The organism is Pseudomonas sp. Z3-6 (genome assembly GCF_051131985.1).
GTDB lineage: Bacteria > Pseudomonadota > Gammaproteobacteria > Pseudomonadales > Pseudomonadaceae > Aquipseudomonas > Aquipseudomonas zanjanensis.
This window is the reverse complement of sequence record NZ_CP071644.1, coordinates 458,319-476,777: the sequence shown is the minus strand read 5'-3', so window position 1 is coordinate 476,777 and position 18,459 is coordinate 458,319. Positions and strand designations below refer to the sequence as shown.

The 18,459-nt window shown below is 62.8% G+C and carries 19 protein-coding genes; 9 read left to right on the top strand and 10 right to left on the bottom strand.

Going from position 1 to position 18,459, the window contains the following annotated elements:
• The first annotated feature begins 12 nt into the window (after positions 1–12).
• Positions 13–336, top strand: a complete 324-nt coding sequence (locus tag J3P88_RS02135) for a DUF3392 domain-containing protein (protein WP_014340681.1) — start codon at positions 13–15, stop codon at positions 334–336.
• Positions 337–481: 145 nt separating this feature from the next.
• Here the strand turns inward: J3P88_RS02135 and trmB are convergent, their stop codons facing one another.
• The 4 genes from trmB to J3P88_RS02115 form a co-directional block, all read right to left on the bottom strand.
• Positions 482–1,207, bottom strand: a complete 726-nt coding sequence (gene trmB, locus J3P88_RS02130; RefSeq protein ID WP_181288180.1) for a tRNA (guanosine(46)-N7)-methyltransferase TrmB — start codon at positions 1,205–1,207, stop codon at positions 482–484.
• Positions 1,208–1,216: 9 nt separating this feature from the next.
• Entirely contained in the window at positions 1,217–2,011 is a 795-nt protein-coding gene (locus J3P88_RS02125; RefSeq protein ID WP_003177480.1) for a thiazole synthase, read from the bottom strand.
• Positions 2,012–2,065: 54 nt separating this feature from the next.
• Positions 2,066–2,266, bottom strand: a complete 201-nt coding sequence (gene thiS / locus J3P88_RS02120) for a sulfur carrier protein ThiS (RefSeq protein ID WP_163006804.1) — start codon at positions 2,264–2,266, stop codon at positions 2,066–2,068.
• Between the two features lie 105 nt (positions 2,267–2,371).
• Complete coding sequence (locus J3P88_RS02115) at positions 2,372–2,752, bottom strand: DUF423 domain-containing protein (protein ID WP_186707533.1); 381 nt, start codon at positions 2,750–2,752, stop codon at positions 2,372–2,374.
• A 73-nt stretch (positions 2,753–2,825) separates the two neighbouring features.
• Between J3P88_RS02115 and mtgA the strand changes: the two genes are divergently transcribed.
• Positions 2,826–3,548, top strand: a complete 723-nt coding sequence (mtgA, locus tag J3P88_RS02110; protein ID WP_434573750.1) for a monofunctional biosynthetic peptidoglycan transglycosylase — start codon at positions 2,826–2,828, stop codon at positions 3,546–3,548.
• A gap of 196 nt (positions 3,549–3,744) precedes the next feature.
• On the opposite strand, the gene rpoH is transcribed toward mtgA, so the two are convergent.
• The 4 genes from rpoH to ftsY form a co-directional block, all read right to left on the bottom strand.
• Positions 3,745–4,599 (bottom strand): RNA polymerase sigma factor RpoH, encoded by an 855-nt coding sequence (gene rpoH, locus J3P88_RS02105; RefSeq protein WP_003177476.1) that lies wholly within the window; start codon positions 4,597–4,599, stop codon positions 3,745–3,747.
• A gap of 112 nt (positions 4,600–4,711) precedes the next feature.
• A complete protein-coding gene (ftsX, locus tag J3P88_RS02100; protein ID WP_186707535.1) occupies positions 4,712–5,734 on the bottom strand; it encodes a permease-like cell division protein FtsX in 1,023 nt (340 codons plus the stop codon).
• Positions 5,731–6,402: a cell division ATP-binding protein FtsE gene (gene ftsE / locus J3P88_RS02095; RefSeq protein ID WP_003177474.1), complete on the bottom strand. Its 672-nt coding sequence runs from the start codon at positions 6,400–6,402 to the stop codon at positions 5,731–5,733. Before ftsE ends, ftsX begins: the two co-directional genes overlap by 4 nt.
• On the bottom strand, positions 6,399–7,838 hold the full coding sequence (ftsY, locus tag J3P88_RS02090) for a signal recognition particle-docking protein FtsY (protein ID WP_434573747.1): 1,440 nt from the start codon (positions 7,836–7,838) through the stop codon (positions 6,399–6,401). The genes ftsE and ftsY overlap by 4 nt, the downstream gene beginning before the upstream one ends.
• Positions 7,839–8,182: 344 nt before the next feature.
• On the opposite strand from ftsY, the gene J3P88_RS02085 reads away from it, so the two are divergent.
• Genes J3P88_RS02085 through J3P88_RS02070 form a run of 4 tightly spaced genes read left to right on the top strand, consistent with a single transcriptional unit; the run spans position 8,183 to position 12,662 of the window.
• The gene (locus J3P88_RS02085; protein ID WP_434573745.1) at positions 8,183–9,538 is read left to right on the top strand and encodes a M16 family metallopeptidase; all 1,356 of its coding nucleotides are present in this window, start codon (positions 8,183–8,185) and stop codon (positions 9,536–9,538) included.
• Positions 9,531–11,021 (top strand): M16 family metallopeptidase, encoded by a 1,491-nt coding sequence (locus J3P88_RS02080; protein WP_434573744.1) that lies wholly within the window; start codon positions 9,531–9,533, stop codon positions 11,019–11,021. The genes J3P88_RS02085 and J3P88_RS02080 overlap by 8 nt, the downstream gene beginning before the upstream one ends.
• Positions 11,021–11,632 (top strand): 16S rRNA (guanine(966)-N(2))-methyltransferase RsmD, encoded by a 612-nt coding sequence (gene rsmD, locus J3P88_RS02075; RefSeq protein ID WP_122567412.1) that lies wholly within the window; start codon positions 11,021–11,023, stop codon positions 11,630–11,632. Before J3P88_RS02080 ends, rsmD begins: the two co-directional genes overlap by 1 nt.
• A 31-nt stretch (positions 11,633–11,663) precedes the next feature.
• Entirely contained in the window at positions 11,664–12,662 is a 999-nt protein-coding gene (locus J3P88_RS02070; RefSeq protein WP_434576342.1) for a hydrolase, read from the top strand.
• Between the two features lie 192 nt (positions 12,663–12,854).
• Here J3P88_RS02070 and J3P88_RS02065 read toward each other — a convergent pair whose 3' ends face one another.
• Together J3P88_RS02065 and J3P88_RS02060 are read right to left on the bottom strand one after the other, a co-directional pair.
• A complete protein-coding gene (locus J3P88_RS02065) occupies positions 12,855–13,709 on the bottom strand; it encodes a sulfurtransferase (protein ID WP_186707542.1) in 855 nt (284 codons plus the stop codon).
• A 34-nt stretch (positions 13,710–13,743) separates the two neighbouring features.
• Complete coding sequence (locus J3P88_RS02060; protein WP_060740184.1) at positions 13,744–14,415, bottom strand: TetR/AcrR family transcriptional regulator; 672 nt, start codon at positions 14,413–14,415, stop codon at positions 13,744–13,746.
• 148 nt (positions 14,416–14,563) lie between these two features.
• Here J3P88_RS02060 and J3P88_RS02055 point away from each other — a divergent pair, with 148 nt between their 5' ends.
• The 3 genes from J3P88_RS02055 (at position 14,564) to J3P88_RS02045 (ending at position 18,311) form a co-directional block, all read left to right on the top strand.
• Positions 14,564–15,994 (top strand): coniferyl aldehyde dehydrogenase, encoded by a 1,431-nt coding sequence (locus J3P88_RS02055; protein WP_434573741.1) that lies wholly within the window; start codon positions 14,564–14,566, stop codon positions 15,992–15,994.
• Positions 15,995–16,021: 27 nt separating this feature from the next.
• A complete protein-coding gene (locus J3P88_RS02050) occupies positions 16,022–16,567 on the top strand; it encodes a twin-arginine translocation pathway signal protein (RefSeq protein ID WP_434573739.1) in 546 nt (181 codons plus the stop codon).
• A gap of 148 nt (positions 16,568–16,715) precedes the next feature.
• Positions 16,716–18,311, top strand: a complete 1,596-nt coding sequence (locus tag J3P88_RS02045; RefSeq protein WP_434573737.1) for a GMC family oxidoreductase N-terminal domain-containing protein — start codon at positions 16,716–16,718, stop codon at positions 18,309–18,311.
• Positions 18,312–18,459: the final 148 nt, after the last annotated feature.

The window sequence follows — 18,459 nt, the reverse complement described above, 5'->3', positions numbered from 1 at the left end:
CAAGGAAATCGAATGGATCTGGTACTCGACCTGCTGGCCACCGTGTCCCGCTGGAGCCGCAGCAACCTGTCGGAAATCTCCCTGGCATTGGTAGGCTGTTTGCTGGTGCTGTTTGGTGCCGACATCAAGGGCTGGGTCGAACAGCGCCTGGGCAGCATCGCCGGCGCCTTGCGCGTCCCCTTGATCGCCCTGCTATGCATGATCGGCAGCGGCGCGGCGCTGATCTATGCCACGCCGTGGATCGTCAGGGGCTTGAGCCAGTTCAACAACTACAGCCTGGCGCCGGTGTTGTTGGTGGTGCTGGTGTTGATTGGCGTAGTGGCGGATCGGCGCTGAACCAACAGACACCACGAAACACATGTGGGAGCGGGCTTGCTCGCGAATGCGGCAGAACATTCAACATCCATGTCGACTGCTACACCGCTTTCGCGAGCAAGCCCGCTCCCACAGGGAATCCCATTTCAGCAGGGATTTCTGGTGTTTACGCCAATTTCTCGAACTTCAAATCCCAAACCCCATGCCCAAGCCGTTCGCCACGGCGCTCGAACTTGGTGATCGGCCGTTCAGCCGGGCGCGGCACGCACTTGCCATCTTCGGCCAGGTTGCGATAACCCGGGGCGACGTTCATCACTTCCAGCATGTACTCGGCGTAGGGTTCCCAGTCGGTGGCCATGTGCAGCACACCGCCGACCTTCAACTTGCTACGCACCAGCTCAGCGAACGACGCCTGGACGATCCGGCGCTTATGGTGACGGCTTTTGTGCCAGGGATCCGGGAAGAACAGCATCAGCCGATCGAGACTGTTATCGGCCACGCAGCGGTTGAGCACTTCGATGGCGTCACAATCGTAGACCCGCAGGTTGGTCAGCCCTTGGGTCAGTACGCCATTGAGCAGCGCACCGACGCCTGGACGGTGGACTTCCACACCAATGAAATCCTGCTCAGGTGAAGCGGCGGCCATCTCCAACAACGAGTGGCCCATGCCAAAGCCGATTTCCAGCGAGCGCGGGGCCGAGCGGCCAAATACCTGGTCGAAGTCGACCGGTGCGTCAGCCAACGGCAGGACATAAAGCGGCGCGCCCTGCTCCAGGCCACGCTGCTGGCCTTCAGTCATGCGCCCGGCGCGCATTACGAAACTCTTGATGCGGCGGTGCTGGCGCTCTTCGCCTTCTTCCGGCAGGACCGGCGTGTCGTTCGATTCAGTCATCAATGGCTCTTACTTGATCAGACCATCCAGCGGCGAGGAGGCGCTGGCGTAAAGTTTTTTCGGCATGCGCCCGGCCAGGTACGCCAGGCGACCGGCGACGATGGCGTGTTTCATGGCTTCGGCCATCAGGATCGGCTGCTGGGCGTGGGCGATGGCCGAGTTCATCAGCACCGCTTCGCAACCCAATTCCATGGCAATGGTGGCGTCAGAGGCGGTACCGACACCGGCATCCACCAACACCGGGATCTTGGCTTCTTCCAGGATGATCTGCAGGTTGTATGGGTTGCAGATCCCCAGGCCCGTGCCGATCAGGCCGGCCAGCGGCATGACCGCGATGCAGCCGATCTCCGCCAGTTGACGGGCAATGATCGGGTCGTCGCTGGTGTAGACCATCACGTCGAAACCTTCCTTGACCAGGGTCTCGGCGGCCTTGAGGGTTTCGATCACGTTGGGGAACAGGGTCTTCTGGTCCGCCAGCACTTCCAGCTTCACCAGGTTGTGGCCGTCGAGCAGTTCACGGGCCAGGCGGCAGGTGCGCACAGCCTCGATGGCGTCGAAGCAACCGGCGGTGTTCGGCAGGATGGTGTAGCGATCCGGCGGCAGGATATCCAGCAGGTTCGGTTCGCCCGGGTTCTGGCCGATGTTGGTCCGGCGCACGGCGACGGTCACGATCTCGGCGCCCGAGGCCTCGATGGCCAGGCGGGTTTCTTCCATGTCGCGGTACTTACCGGTGCCTACCAGCAAGCGCGACTGGTAGGTACGACCGGCCAGGACGAAGGGCTTGTCGCTACGAACGATGCTCATGGGAAATCCTCTGTTGGGGTGAGGTTCTTGCGAAATGCTGCGAAACCGAGGCGACTAGCCGCCGCCGATGGCATGGACCACTTCGACCGAATCACCGTCGTTCAACGTGGTTTCGGCGTGCTGGCTGCGCGGGACGATATCCAGATTGAGTTCCACCGCGACGCGGCGTCCGGTGAGTTCCAGACGGGTCAGCAGGGCCGCAACGGTTTCACCGTCGGGCAGTTCAAGGGGTTCGCCGTTCAACTGAATGCGCATGCCGGATGCCGCCATCATTTTTAGGGGCTGGCATTCTAGCCCGATCAGTCTGGGTGACCCAAGCCCCTTGGTCAGCTACGAGCTACAAGCTTCAAGCTTCAAGCTTCAAGCGGCAAGTTGCAGGCGCCAGGCCGCGATGCCCAGGCACAACCAGCCGATCAGGAAGGCCACGCCGCCCAAGGGCGTGATGATGCCCAGCTTGGTAACGCCTGTAAGGGTCAACAAATACAGGCTGCCGGAGAACAACAGGATACCGATCACAAAGGAAACCCCAGCCCAGGTGACGATGCGTCCGGGAATGTGCGTGGCCAGCAGCGCGACGCCCAGCAACGCCAGGGTGTGGACCAGTTGGTAGGTGACGCCGGTGTGGAAAATCGCCAGGTAATCGGCGCTCAGGCGGCTTTTCAGGCCATGGGCGGCGAATGCCCCCAACGCCACGCCTGTGAAACCGAAAAAAGCCGCCAGCATCAGAAAGCTACGCAACATGGGAACTCCAATCAGACTCGGTGGGCAGGGTCTGTATAATGGCCCGCTCGACGGGTTCGGCCAAGCCATCTCTATGCTGCGTACATTGTTTCGACGATTCCTTAAAGCCCTGCTCTGGTTCGCCGTCGGCAGCGTTGTGCTGGTGCTGCTGTTTCGCGTGGTGCCGCCACCGTTCACCGCGCTGATGATCGAGCGCAAGGTTGAATCCTGGTTCAACGGCGAGCCGATCGACCTGCAGCGCGACTGGCAACCTTGGGAGCAGATATCCGACAGCCTCAAGGTTGCGGTAATTGCTGGCGAAGACCAGAAATTCCCCGAACACTGGGGCTTCGACATCGGTGCGATCCAGGCCGCCTTCGCCCACAATGGCCGTGGCGGCTCGATCCGCGGCGCCAGCACCCTCAGCCAGCAAGTCTCGAAAAACCTGTTCCTGTGGTCGGGCCGCAGCTGGCTGCGCAAAGGCCTGGAGGCCTGGTTCACCGCGCTGATCGAAGTGTTCTGGCCCAAGCAGCGGATCCTCGAGGTGTACCTCAATAGCGTGGAGTGGGATGACGGCGTGTTTGGAGCGGAAGCGGCGGCGCGGCATCACTTTCGCGTGGGCGCGGGTGCATTGCCCCGGCAACAGGCCAGCCTGTTGGCGGCGGTGTTGCCCAACCCGCGAAAATGGAGCGCAAGCCGGCCGAGCCCCTACGTGCTACGGCGGGCGGGTTGGATTCGCCAGCAGATGAGCCAGTTGGGGGGCGCCGGTTATTTGCTGGAGCTCAATAATTCGCGGCGAGCGCCTTGGGCCCAATAACCAAGACACTGGAGACCCCTTGTGGGAGCGGGCTTGCTCGCGAATGCGGTGCACCAGATACATTGATGTGGACTGGCACACCGCATTCGCGAGCAAGCCCGCTCCCACAGGTGGAGTGTCAGGTCCGAGATTGAGCACAATAAAAAACGCCCCGATCATCACTGATCGGGGCGTTTTTTATTGTCGCTATCGCAGGTCAAGCCGCGATCGAGACCTTGAGCTTGTTCATCGCGCTCTTCTCAAGCTGGCGAATCCGCTCGGCCGACACGTTGTACTTCTGCGCCAGGTCGTGCAGCGTGGCTTTTTCCTCGGCCAGCCAGCGCTGGTAGAGGATGTCGCGGCTGCGCTCGTCCAGCACTTCCAGTGCTTCGTGCAGGTTGGTGTTGGAGTTGTCGCTCCAGTCGGCGTCCTCCAGTTGACGCGCCGGGTCGTACCGGTGGTCTTCCAGATAGTTGGCCGGCGATTGGAAAGCGCTGTCGTCGTCCGCTTCGGCGGCCGGGTCGAAGGCCATGTCATGGCCGGTCAGGCGGCTTTCCATCTCGCGCACTTCCCGAGGCTCCACGCCCAGGCTTTCGGCAACGCGATGGACTTCCTCGTTGTTCAGCCAGGCCAGACGCTTCTTCTGGCTGCGCAGATTGAAGAACAGCTTGCGCTGGGCCTTGGTGGTCGCGACTTTCACGATGCGCCAGTTGCGCAAGATGAACTCGTGGATTTCCGCCTTGATCCAGTGCACGGCAAACGACACCAGGCGTACACCCATTTCCGGGTTGAAACGCTTGACCGCCTTCATCAGGCCAACGTTGCCTTCCTGGATCAGGTCGGCCTGGGCCAGCCCGTAGCCGGAATAGCTGCGGGCGATATGTACGACAAAACGCAGGTGGGCGAGCACCATCTGCCGAGCCGCCTCAAGATCCTGCTCATAGTAGAGACTCTCGGCCAGTTCACGCTCCTGCTCGGGGGTCAGCAGCGGGATGCTGTTGACCGTGTGCACATAGGCCTCCAGGTTCGCACCCGGGACCAGAGCATAAGCAGGTTGCAAAGAAGTGGTCATACGAAAAAACCTCCAACTTACATAACTCGTGCAGTTCAGCACTGCGAAAATTGACCGGGAACCGTAGGACAAGTTCCCACAAAAACCGAAAGGTCAATACGCGCAAAAAACACTATTTTGGCGCAAGCTCACGCAAGTGGCGTGCGACCGCAATCCATGCACCGATATAACCCAACAGCACCGCGCCAAGCAAGAGCGACAGACCGTCGGCGACTGGCACTCCGGCCAGCGAGAAATCACTGCCGTACAAACCGGCCAGCCCCACTACCGCATCGTTCAGCCAATCCAGGCCAAACGCCAATACGCCCCAAGACAGAATGCCGGCACCGAAGCCATACAGCGCCCCCATATAAAGGAAGGGCCTGCGTACATAACTGTCCGTACCGCCGACGAGTTTAATCACTTCTATCTCGGTGCGGCGGTTTTCAATATGAAGACGAATGGTATTGCCTATCACCAAAAGTAATGCAGAAACCAGCAGCACCGTCAGACCGAAGACAAACCGGTCGCCCAGCTTGAGGATCGCCGCCAGACGCTCGACCCAGACTAGATCAAGTTGCGCCTGTTGTACCTTCGGCAACTCGGAAAGTCTTTGTCTTAATGCTTCAAGGGCCGGCTTGTCGACCTCGTTCGGCGTCACCAGCACCACGCCTGGCAGCGGATTCTCCGGCAATTCCTTGAGGGCATCGCCCAGGCCGGACTGCTGCTGGAATTCCTCCAGCGCCTGCTCGCGCCCGATGTATTCGGCATCGGACACGCCTGGCATGGCCTTGATTTGCTCACGCAACGCCTGGCCTTCACCAGGACTGGCGTCCATCTGCAGGTACAGGGAAATCTGCGCGGCGCGCTGCCAGGAACCGCCGAGGCGCTCCACATTATTTAGCAATAATGACAGCCCCATGGGCAGGCTCAAGGCAACCGCCATCACCATGCAGGTAAAGAAGCTGCCGATGGGCTGCTTGCCCAGGCGCCGCAGGCTGTCCAGCAGGCTGGCGCGATGGCTTTCGATCCAGGCGCGCAGCAGCGTGGCGAAGTCCGGGCCGTCGTCATCGTCGCGCTTTTTCTTTTGCGGCTGCGGATCGGAGGCCTTCGGGGCCACGCGTTCGGCCACTTTCGGGCTGCGAGTAGCACTCATACGCCGGCCTCCCCGTCACCGATCAGTCGACCGCGTTGCAAGGTGAGCATACGGTGACGCATGCGCGCGATCAGTGCCAGGTCGTGACTGGCGATGAGCACACTGGTGCCCAGGCGGTTGATGTCTTCGAACACGCCCATGATTTCCGCCGCCAGGCGCGGGTCGAGGTTACCGGTGGGTTCGTCCGCCAGCAGCAAGGCCGGGCGATGGACGATGGCGCGGGCGATGCCGACGCGCTGTTGCTGGCCGGTGGACAGGTCGCCTGGGTACAGGTCGGTCTTGTCCGACAGGGCCACGCGCTCCAGGGCCGAGTCCACGCGCTTGATGATCTCGGCCTTGGACAAGCCGAGGATCTGCAACGGCAACGCCACGTTGTTGAACACCGTGCGGTCGAACAGCAATTGGTGATTCTGGAACACCACGCCGATCTGCCGCCGCAGGTAGGGGATCTGGGCATTGCTGATGGTGCTCAGGTCCTGGCCGGCCAGCAGCAGTTTGCCAGTAGACGGTCGTTCCATCGCCAGCAACAGGCGCAGCAGGGTACTTTTGCCGGCGCCGGAATGGCCGGTGACAAACAGAAACTCGCCCCGACGGACCCGAAAGCTCAGCTCATGCAAGCCGACATGACCGTTCGGATAGCGTTTACCGACCTGTTCGAAACGAATCATGAATGCTCCCGCTCGGCAAACAGTGCCTGGACAAAGGGCTCGGCTTCAAAGGTGCGCAAATCGTCGATGCCTTCGCCCACGCCGATGTAGCGAATGGGCAGGCCGAACTGCTTGGCCAGGGCGAAAATCACCCCGCCCTTGGCCGTGCCGTCGAGCTTGGTCAGGGCCAGCCCGGTCAGTTCGACGGTCTGGTTGAATTGCTTGGCCTGGTTGATGGCGTTCTGGCCGGTACCGGCGTCCAGCACCAGCAGCACTTCGTGGGGCGCGTCGGCGTCGAGCTTGCCGATCACCCGGCGAACCTTCTTCAACTCTTCCATCAGGTTGTCTTTGGTGTGCAGGCGACCGGCGGTGTCGGCGATCAGCACATCGATGCCACGGGCCTTGGCCGCTTGTACGGCGTCGAAGATCACCGAGGCGGAGTCGGCACCGGTGTGCTGGGCGATCACCGGGATCTTGTTGCGCTCGCCCCACACCTGCAGCTGTTCGACCGCGGCGGCGCGGAAGGTGTCGCCCGCGGCCAGCATGACTTTCTTGCCTTCGAGCTGCAGCTTCTTGGCCAGCTTGCCGATGGTGGTGGTCTTGCCGGCGCCGTTGACGCCCACGACCAGGATCACGAACGGCTTGTTCTGCGAAGCCACCACCAGGGGTTTTTCCACCGGCTTGAGCAGGCTGGTCAGCTCGCCTTGCAGGGATTTGTACAAGGCATCGGCGTCGGTCAGCTGTTTGCGCGCGACCTTCTGGGTCAGGCTCTGGATGATCACCGACGTGGCCTCGACACCGACATCGGCAGTCAGCAGGCGGGTTTCGATGTCTTCCAGCAATTCGTCATCGATGACTTTCTTGCCCAGGAACAGGCTGGCCATGCCTTCGCCGATGCTGGCGCTGGTCTTGGACAGGCCCTGCTTGAGGCGGGCGAAGAAGCCGACCTTGTTTTCTTCGGCCGTGCGTGGCGGCTCGGCCGGAGTCGGAACCTCAGCCGGAGCAGGCTCTGGCTCAGGAACGGGTTGAGGCGCGGCGGGCGTAATGACGGACGCTGGCGCTTCGGCAACCGGCGCCTCGACCGGCTTCTCGACAGGTTGCGTCGTTGCCGGAATCGGTGGTGGGGTATGCGCAACCTCGTCCTCGACCAGTGCGACCGGCTCTTCCGCCACCGGCAAGGTCAGCCAAGGGGTTTGCCCGGCCGGCGGGGTCAGCGGCTGTTCGGCCAGCGGCTCAGGCGCGAGCTCGGGTTCAGGCTCGGCCGGCTGCAGCACCGGCTCGGCAATCGGCAGGACGATGGGCGCGGCCTCTTCGGCCACTGTTTCGGCGGCGGGCTCAGGTAGCGCTTCTGGCTGTTCGACGACGGTTTCCTGCGGCTTCTTGCGCAGCCATCCGAACAGGCTTTTTTTCTCGCCAGCCGCAGCTGGGGTCTTCTTGTCGTCGTTGGAACCAAACATGGAGGACGGCTATCTCACGGTAGCGACGCGCCACGAGGGCGCCTCGGTGATAAATATTCGATGCTGAACAGACTGCGTTTCATCCAGCTTGTTCACGCGCAACATTTTGTCGAAGCGTCCCCAGGACGCCTCAAAGTCGATTTTTTCGAAGGACTGGTACGGCATCATCGGCGAAAACGTCGGGATCAACGAGCAAACCCAACGTTTCTCCGGGGAACCCAGACAACCCCGGGCCGATAAAAGGCCCGATAGGCGTGGCCGCCAGTAAAACGGATCAGTATCCTAGCACCCTCTCGCCCGCCGACGCTAAGACCTAGCGGGCAACCCAACAGGTTTAAACACGAATGAATGCTCTTGCCCGCCGCGCCGCAGGCCTGCTGCTCAGCACAGTTTGTCTGCCCTTTTCAGCCTTGGCTGCCGACCCACAACCCACCCATGAATTCACCCTCGACAACGGCCTGAAGGTCGTCGTGCGCGAAGACCATCGCGCGCCGGTGGTGGTGTCCCAGGTCTGGTACAAGGTGGGCTCCAGCTACGAAACGCCAGGCCAGACCGGTTTGTCCCACGCTCTTGAACACATGATGTTCAAGGGCAGTGAAAAAGTCGGCCCCGGCGAAGCCTCGCTGATCCTGCGCGACCTGGGCGCCGAGGAGAACGCCTTTACCAGCGATGACTTCACCGCCTACTACCAGGTGCTGGCCCGTGACCGCCTGGGCGTGGCCTTCGAATTGGAAGCCGATCGCATGGCCAGCCTGCGCCTGCCGCCGGAGGAATTCAGCCGCGAGATCGAGGTGATCAAGGAAGAGCGCCGCATGCGCACCGACGACAAGCCCATGTCCAAGGCCTACGAGCGCTTCAAGGCCATGGCTTATCCGGCCAGCGGCTACCACACGCCGACCATCGGCTGGATGGCCGACCTGGACCGGATGACCGTCGAAGAGCTGCGTCACTGGTACCAATCCTGGTACACCCCGAACAACGCGACCCTGGTGGTGGTTGGCGACGTAACGCCGGATGAGGTCAAGTCCCTGGCCCAGCGTTATTTCGGCCCGATTGCCCGGCGCGCGGTGCCGGTCGCGAAAATCCCCCTGGAACTGGCCGAACCCGGCGAGCGCCAGATCACTTTGCATGTGCAGACCCAACTGCCCAGCGTGATGCTGGCTTTCAACGTGCCCAGCATCGCCACCACGACAGACAAGGCGTCGGTCAATGCCCTGCGGCTGATCTCGGCCCTGCTGGACGGCGGCTACAGCGGCCGGATCCCGACCCAGCTGGAGCGCGGTGAAGAGTTGGTGTCCGGCGGTTCGTCGAGCTACGACGCGTTCACCCGTGGCGACACGCTGTTCACCTTGTCGGCAACGCCCAACACGCAGAAAAACAAAACCCTGGCCCAGGCCGAAGCCGGCCTGTGGCGCTTGCTCGAACAGTTGAAAACCACCGCCCCGACCGCCGAGGAACTGGAACGCGTACGCGCCCAGGTCATCGCCGGCCTGGTGTATGAGCGCGATTCGATCACCAGCCAGGCCACCGCCATCGGCCAGCTGGAAACCGTCGGTTTGTCCTGGAAACTGATGGACACCGAACTCGCCGAACTGCGAAGCGTGACCCCGCAAGACATCCAGAAGGCAGCCCAGCTGTATTTCACCCGCTCGCGTCTAAGCGTTGCGCACATCCTGCCCGAGGAGAAAGCTCATGAGTGAGCGCAAATCATCGCGCCTGGTGCCGATCGGCCTGGTGTCGATCGCCCTGGCCTGCGCCCTGGCCTTTTACCTGACGCCGTCCAGCGACTCCAACGCCAGCCAGGCCTTGGACAAGGCCAAGTCCGGCAACAAGCTGCAATCCTTGGCTGAACTGAACGACAAGGCGCCCAGCCGGCGCCAGCTCGACGTGCAAACCTGGAAAACCGCCGACGGCGCCAAGGTGCTGTTCGTCGAAGCCCGGGAATTGCCGATGTTCGACCTGCGCCTGACCTTCGCCGCCGGCAGCAGCCAGGACGGCGACGCCCCTGGCCTCGCCCTGCTGACCAACGCCATGCTCAACGAAGGCGTGGCCGGCAAGGATGTCAGCGCCATTGCCCAGGGCTTCGAAAGCCTCGGCGCGGACTTCGGCAACGGTGCCTACCGGGACATGGCCGTGGCGTCCCTGCGCAGTCTCAGTGCGGCCGACAAGCGCGAGCCGGCATTGAAGTTGTTCGCCGAAGTCGTCGGCAAACCGACCTTCCCCGCCGACTCCCTTGCCCGGATCAAGAATCAGATGCTGGCCGGCTTCGAGTACCAGAAGCAGAACCCCGGCAAACTGGCGGGCCTGGAACTGATGAAGCGCCTGTACGGCGAGCATCCGTATGCCCACTCCAGCGACGGCACCGCCGAGAGCATTCCACCGATCACCCTGGCCCAGGCCCGGGCGTTCCACGCCAAGGCCTATGCCGCCGGCAACGCCGTGATCGCACTGGTGGGGGACTTGTCCCGCGCCGAAGCAGAAGCGATTGCCAACCAGGTTTCCACCGCGCTCCCCAAAGGCCCGGCCCTGGCGAAAACCCCGCCACCGGTGGAGCCGAAGGCGAGCATCGGTCACATCGAGTTCCCCTCCAAGCAGACCAACCTGATGCTCGCGCAACTGGGCATCGACCGCGACGATCCGGACTACGCCGCCGTGTCCCTGGGCAACCAGATCCTCGGCGGCGGTGGCTTCGGCACGCGGTTGATGACTGAAGTTCGCGAAAAGCGCGGCCTGACCTACGGCGTGTACTCCGGTTTCACGGCGATGCAGGCCCGCGGCCCGTTCATGATCAATTTGCAAACCCGTGCAGAGATGAGCGAGGGCACCTTGAAACTGGTGCAGGACGTGTTCGCCGACTACCTCAAGAACGGTCCGACCCAAAAAGAACTCGATGACGCCAAGCGCGAGCTGGCCGGTAGCTTCCCGCTGTCCACCGCCAGCAACGCCGACATCGTCGGCCAGCTCGGCGCCATGGGGTTCTACGACTTGCCGCTGAGCTACCTGGAGGACTTCATGCGCCAGTCCCAGGAACTGACCGTCGAGCAGGTCAAGGCCGCGCTGAACAAACACCTGAGCACCGACAAGATGGTTATCGTCACCGCCGGCCCGAGCGTGCCGCAAAAGCCGTTGCCGCCCCCCACTGACAAACCTGCCGAGCAGCCGCTCGGGGTTCCGGAGCACTAATGGCCCGCCCATCCAATTCCAGCAAGAAACCCGTGCACAACGGTGTGAACCAGTTGCGCATCATCGGCGGCGAATGGCGCAGCCGGCGCCTTAGCTTCCCGGATGCCCCAGGCTTGCGCCCGACCCCGGACCGCGTGCGGGAAACCCTGTTCAACTGGCTCGCGCCCTACGTGGCGGGTGCCCGGGTGCTCGACCCGTTCGCCGGCAGCGGCGCCTTGTTTCTCGAGGCCCTGTCTCGTGGCGCCGCCATGGGCCAGGCGCTGGACGCCAGCAACCTGGCGGTCTCCAGCCTGAAGGAACACCTGGGCACCCTGCGCTGCACCGTCGGCCAGGTGCAAACCGCCGATGCACTGCGCTACCTCGACAGCCAACCGGCGACACCTTTCGACCTGGTGTTCCTCGACCCGCCGTTCAACCAGAACCTGCTGCCGACGGTCTGCGCCTTGCTCGAGGAACGCCAGTGGCTGGCCGAGGATGCCTGGGTCTACACTGAAAGCGAGACCGCCCCGTCCACCCTGGGCTTGCCGGGCAACTGGCGCTTGCACCGCGAGCAGAAATCCGGACGGGTGTATTACGCGTTGTGGCAGCGTTTGACAAAGGACATGGGCTGAACGGCTGACCCGTACATCGAGAATAATAATGATGTCCGCCGCACCTGAACGTTTCGTCCCTGCTCCGGGCCTTGGCAATCCGCACCTGCAAACCTTGTGGGGCCCCTTGTGGCGCCCGACCACCCACATCGCGCGCCAACGCGAGCGCTTGTGGTTGGAAGACGGCGATTTCCTCGACCTCGACTGGCATGGCCCCCACAGCGCCGAGGCACCCTTGGTGCTGGTGCTGCACGGGCTGACCGGCTCTTCCAATTCGCCCTACGTGGCCGGGTTGCAGCAGGCGCTCGGTCGCCAGGGCTGGGCCAGTGCGGCGTTGAACTGGCGCGGCTGCTCGGGTGAGCCGAACCTGCTGCCCCGCAGCTATCATTCGGGCGTCAGCGAAGACCTGGCCGCCGCCATCGCCCATTTGCGCGCCCGACGCCCCTTGGCGCCGCTGTTTGCGGTGGGCTATTCGTTGGGCGGCAATGTGTTGCTCAAGCACCTGGGGGAAACCGGCGGCGACAGCCAGTTGCAAGGGGCGGTGGCGGTCTCGGTACCGTTTCGCCTCGACCAGTGCGCCGATCGCATCGGCCAGGGATTCTCGAAGCTCTACCAGGCGCATTTCATGCGACAACTGGTGGCCTATGTGCGCAACAAGCAACGCCAGTTTCTGCACGACGGACGTCACGAAGGCCTGGCGACCCTGGCGGCGCTGGGCCCGCTGGAGAACATGCGCACCTTCTGGGACTTTGACGGCCGGGTAACGGCGCCGCTGCATGGGTTCTCCGATGCAGCGGATTACTACCGCCGCGCCTCCAGCCGCTATTTCATGGCAGCTATCAGCACGCCGACCCTGGTCATCCAGGCCGCCGACGATCCTTTTGTCTTCCCCCACAGCCTGCCCGAACCGGGCGAATTATCGGCCTCGACCCGGATTGAATTGCACGCCCGGGGTGGGCATGTGGGGTTTGTCGACGGAACCTTGCGGCGCCCCGGGTATTACCTGGAGCGGCGGATTCCCCATTGGCTGGCCAGCCTGGGGCGCGGCTGAGCGTGGCAAGGGCAGTAAAAGGATCTGCAGACAAAACGAATCCCCTGTGGGAGCGGGCTTGCTCGCGAAAGCGGTGGGTCAGATTGCATTAATGTTGGATGTACCGCCGTCTTCGCGAGCAAGCCCGCTCCCACAATTTTTTCCGGGGTGTCCACCAGTCTGGTGTTCACCCATATCGATTCCGGGTGTTCGTTATTCGCCCTTCGCCACGCCCCGCTGTGGATCATTGATCCACTCACTCCACGAGCCGGCATACAGCCGTCCCAACGGATAGCCTGCCAGGCACAAGGCAAACAGGTTATGACACGCCGTCACGCCGGAGCCGCAGTACGCCACCAGTTCGGTGGGCGAACGCTCGCCCAGTTTTTCGGCGAAGCGTTGCTTGAGCTGTTCGGCCGGCAGGAAGCGGCCATCGGCGCCCAGGTTGTCCGTGAACGCTGCGCACTGGGCGCCCGGGATATGCCCGGCTATCGGGTCGATCGGCTCGACTTCGCCCTTGAAACGCGGCAAGGCCCGGGCATCCAGCAAAGTCATGGCCGGCTCGCCAAGGCGTTGTTGCAGGGCTTGCGCATCGATCAACAAACTCGCGTCCGGCGCACCGCTGAAGGTCCCACGACCGTTCTGCGGCGGATCAAGACTCAGGGGCAAGCCGGCGGCATGCCAGGCCTTGAGCCCACCGTCGAGGATGTACACGCCGTCGCGCTTGCCCAGCCAGGCCAGCAACCACCAGGCCCGCGCGGCATAGGCGCCGGGACCGTCGTCGTACAGCACGACCTCGCTGTCGTTATCCAGCCCCCAAGTCTTGAGACGCTCGATCAACGCCTCGGGCTCGGGCAACGGATGACGCCCGGTCACGCCCTTTGTCACCGCTCCACTCAAATCGCGCTCAAGGTCTGCGAAAGACGCCCCGGCAATGTGGCCCTCGGCATAACTGCGCTGACCGTAATCCGGGTCTTCCAGGGCGAAACGGCAATCGAGGATCACCAGCCCGGGCTGGGATCGCCGCTGTTCGAGGGCTTGGGGGCTGATGAGTTGCGCGATGGGCATGGTGAGCTCCTGTGACTAAATCGGGGATCGATTCCTACTGCCCTTCCTCCAGGGTCTGGGCCAGCGGGACGTAATATTCCTTGAACAGTGCATCCACCGCCTCGCGGGCCTGATCGGTCACGAAACCGGCCTCCAGCACCAGCACCTGATAGACGCCACGCTTGATGGCCTGCTCGCTCAGGTGGCTGAAATTTTCCCGCGTGGTGCACAAGAACCGCACCCAGGACGTGAGGATGATCCAGGCGTTGAGGGTCAGGGATTCGATCTGCACCCGGTCCATCTTCAGGATACCGGCGGCAACGAAGCCCTCGTAGATGGCGGTGCCGTGGATCAGGCAGCGCTGGGAAAACCGCCGATAGCGGGCCGCCAGGTCCGGATCGCTGTCGAGCAGATGCTCCAGGTCCCGGTGCAGGAAGCGATAGCGCCACATGGCCGCCAGCAGTTCCTGCAGGTAAAAGCGTTTGTCATCCACTGTCGCCGCCCGGCCCTGGGGCGGTCGCAGGAAACTGTCCACCAGGTTCTCATACTCACTGAACAGCACGGCGATAATCGCCTGCTTGTTGGGGAAGTGGTAATAGAGATTGCCCGGGGACATGTCCATGTGGGCGGCGATGTGATTGGTGCTGACGCTACGCTCACCCTGTTGGTTGAACAGCTCGAGGCTGTTTTGCACGATGCGCTCGCTGGTTTTCATTCGTGGGGCCATGGTTTGGGCTTTAATTCGACGAAAGCATTGAACGGCATCTTACGACCTATCCGCCACAGGAAAAACCCAAAGCCGCTAAGGATGTCATTGACTTTTTAGAGTATAAGCTCTAAAAAACACCCACTCTAATAATATCTGGTGCCTGACGATGCCTGCCGACGTGGCCTACCTGCACGAGTCTCAACAACAACTGGACGAGCTGCGGTCGCGCTTCGATGCCCAGCGCCTGGCCTACGCCGCCCACCCGATGCCACCGGCCGTACAGCGCCGCCAATGGCTCAAGGCACTGCGGGAGGTATTAAGCAACGAACGCCAAGCCTTGATCGACGCCATCAGCCAGGACTTCAGCCACCGCAGCGCCGACGAAACACTGCTGGCCGAGCTGATGCCGAGCCTGCATGGCATTCATTACGCCAGCCGTCACCTCCAGGGTTGGATGAAGCCCTCCCGGCGCAAGGTGGGCATGGCCTTTCAACCGGCGTCCGCCAAAGTGATCTATCAGCCGTTGGGCGTGGTCGGGGTCATCGTCCCGTGGAATTACCCACTGTTCCTCGCCATCGGGCCGCTGGTAGGGGCACTGGCGGCGGGCAACCGGGTGATGCTCAAGCTCAGCGAATCGACACCGGCGACCGGTTTGCTGCTCAAGCAATTGCTGGCCCGGGTCTTCCCCCAGGACCTGGTGTGCGTGGTGCTGGGCGAGGCGGACGTGGGCATGGCGTTTTCCAAGTTGCCCTTCGATCACCTGTTGTTCACCGGCGCCACCAGCATTGGCAAGCATGTCATGCGCGCCGCTGCCGAAAACCTGACGCCTGTCACCCTTGAGCTGGGTGGGAAATCGCCGGCCATCGTGTCGGTCGATGTACCGATCAAGGACGCCGCCGAACGCATTGCCTTCGGCAAAACCCTGAATGCCGGGCAAACCTGTGTCGCCCCGGACTATGTGCTAGTGCCGCAGAACCGCGTCGGCGAGTTCGTCGAGGCCTATCGCGAGGCGGTTCGAGGGTTTTATCCGACCCTGGCGGACAACCCGGACTACACCGCCGTCATCAACGAACGACAACTGGCGCGGCTCAACGGCTACATCGGCGACGCCACCAGCAAAGGCGCGTTGCTGATCGAGCTGTTCGAGCAAGGCCAGGGTCGCCGCATGGCCCACAGCCTGCTGCTCAACGTCAACGATGAGATGAACGTCATGCAGGACGAGATCTTCGGCCCGCTGCTGCCCATCGTGCCTTATGACAATCTCGAACAGGCGTTTGCCTACATCAGTCAGCGACCCCGCCCGCTGGCGCTCTACTACTTCGGCTACAACAAGGCCGAACAGCATCGCGTGCTCCACGAAACCCATTCCGGCGGCGTCTGCCTGAACGACACGCTGCTGCATGTCGCCCAGGATGACATGCCATTCGGCGGCATCGGGCCCTCGGGAATGGGGCACTACCACGGGCATGAGGGTTTCCTGACCTTCAGCAAGGCCAAGGGCGTGCTGACCAAACAGCGGTTCAACGCGGCGAAGCTGATTTATCCACCCTATGGCAAGCCGTTGCAGAAACTGATCCAGAAGCTGTTTGTCCGCTGACGCGTCTCTTGCCGGGTAATAACAATAATGAACCCAAGCCTCATCGATACCCCCGCGCTGTCACGGCGCGGCCTGCTGAAATTCAGCCTCGGCGCCAGCGCCTTCCTGGCCACCGTCGGGCTCGGCGTCAGCCTGAGCGGTTGCTCGCCAAGCCAACCGGCCGCGGGCTTGATCGCCCTGCGCGACAGCGACCTGCCATTTCTACGCAGCGTCATCCCCGTGATGCTGGAGGGCGCAGTGACCCCCGAACGAATCCCTGCCGCCACTGACGAAACCCTGAAAAGCCTGGACAACGGCCTGGCCCACTTGTCCCCCGCCATGCTCAAGCTCACGCATCAGCTGTTCGATGTGCTCACCCTTGGCATTACCCGTGGACCACTGACCGGGGTCTGGGGCACGTGGGAGAACGCCAGCGCCGATGACATCCGCCAGTTCCTCGCCCGGTGGGAAAACAGTTCTCTGGACCTGCTGCGCCAAGGCCACAGCTCATTGCTGCAACTGCTGATGATGGCCTGGTACAGCCGCCCCGAGTCCTGGGCGCGTTGCGGGTATCCAGGACCGCCCAAGATTTGAAAGCCAGTGAGATCCTGTGGGAGCGGGCTTGCTCGCGAAGGCGGTGTGTCAGCTTGCATAAATGTTGAATGTACAGCCGCCTTCGCGAGCAAGCCCGCTTCCACAGGGTTCCTCATCGTCGACACATAACAATAAGAGAGCCCTGAACATGCCCGTACCCGATCCCTTCCGCGAAGGCCTCGCCCGTGGCTGGACCACCTACAACGGCGCGCAGCTGACCGAAGACCTGACCCTGGAAGCGGACGTGGCCATCGTCGGCAGCGGTGCCGGTGGCGGGACCACGGCGGAAATCCTCAGTGCCGCCGGCTACCGTGTGTTGCTGATCGAGGAAGGGCCGCTCAAGACCAGCCATGACTTCAAGCTGCTCGAAGACCAGGCCTACAGCAGCCTGTACCAGGAAGGCCTCGGGCGCATGAGCAAGGACGGCGCCATTATCATTCTCCAGGGCCGGGCCGTCGGCGGCACGACGCTGATCAATTGGACCTCCAGCTTCCGCACGCCCGACCAGACCCTCGACCATTGGGCCGCCGAGCACAACGTCAAGGGCCACGGCCGTGCTGACATGGCACCCTGGTTTGCGCAGATGGAACAACGCCTGGGCGTGGCGCCGTGGCTCGTTCCGCCCAACGCCAACAACGACGTGATCCGCAAAGGCTGTGAACAACTGGGCTACGCCTGGCACGTCATCCCGCGCAACGTCCGCGGTTGCTGGAACCTGGGTTATTGCGGCATGGGCTGCCCGACCAACGCCAAGCAGTCGATGCTGGTCACCACCATCCCGGCCACGCTGGACAAGGGTGGCGCGCTGCTTTACCTGGCGCGGGCCGAGCGCCTGACGATCAAGAACGACGCGGTGGTCGGCATCGAGTGCCAAGCCATGGACGAACGTTGCGTGGCGCCGACCGGGCGGCGCATCACCGTCAAGGCGCGGCACTACGTGCTGGCGGGTGGTGGCATCAACAGCCCGGGCCTGCTGTTGCGCTCCGAGGCGCCAGACCCGCACGAACGCGTGGGCAAGCGCACCTTCCTGCACTTGGTAAACATGTCCGTCGGGCAATTCGACGAGGTCATCAATCCGTTCTACGGCGCGCCGCAATCGATTTATTCGGATCATTTCCAATGGCAGGACGGGACTACCGGCAAGATGGCCTACAAGCTCGAAGTCCCGCCCCTGCACCCGGCCCTCGCCACCACGTTATTGGGCGGGTTCGGCGCCGAGAACGCCGTGCACATGGCCCAACTGCCCCATACCCACGCCATGCTGGCGCTGTTGCGCGACGGTTTTCACCCGGACAGTCCCGGCGGCAACGTCGAGTTGCGCAGCGACGGCACGCCCGTGCTCGACTACCCCGTTTCGCCGTATACCTGGGATGGCCTGCGCCGGGCTTTCCACAGCATGGCCGAAATACAATTCGCCGGCGGCGCCAAGGCGGTCATGCCCGCCCATAGCGATGCCCACTACGTGAAGACCCTGGCCGAAGCCCGCACACTGATCGACGGACTCGACCTGGCCTTGTATCGCACGCGCCTGGGCAGTGCCCACGTGATGGGTGGCTGCGCCATGGGCGAAGACCCGAAAACCGCTGTCGCCGACAGCCTGGGCCGCCACCACCAACTGGGCAACCTGTCGATCCATGACGGCTCGCTGTTCCCCACCAGCATCGGCGCCAACCCGCAGTTGTCGGTGTACGGGCTGACCGCACAACTGGCGACGGCCCTGGCCGAACGCCTGAAAAACCCATGAACCCTGTATTGAAACCGTGGCGAGGGAGCTTGCTCCCGCTTGAGCGCGAAGCGCTCACAAAATGGGTCTGCTGCGCAGCCCAGCGGGAGCAAGCTCCCTCGCCACAGGCTTACCGAACGTCTGGATATCCGGGTTATTCGCAGCGTCT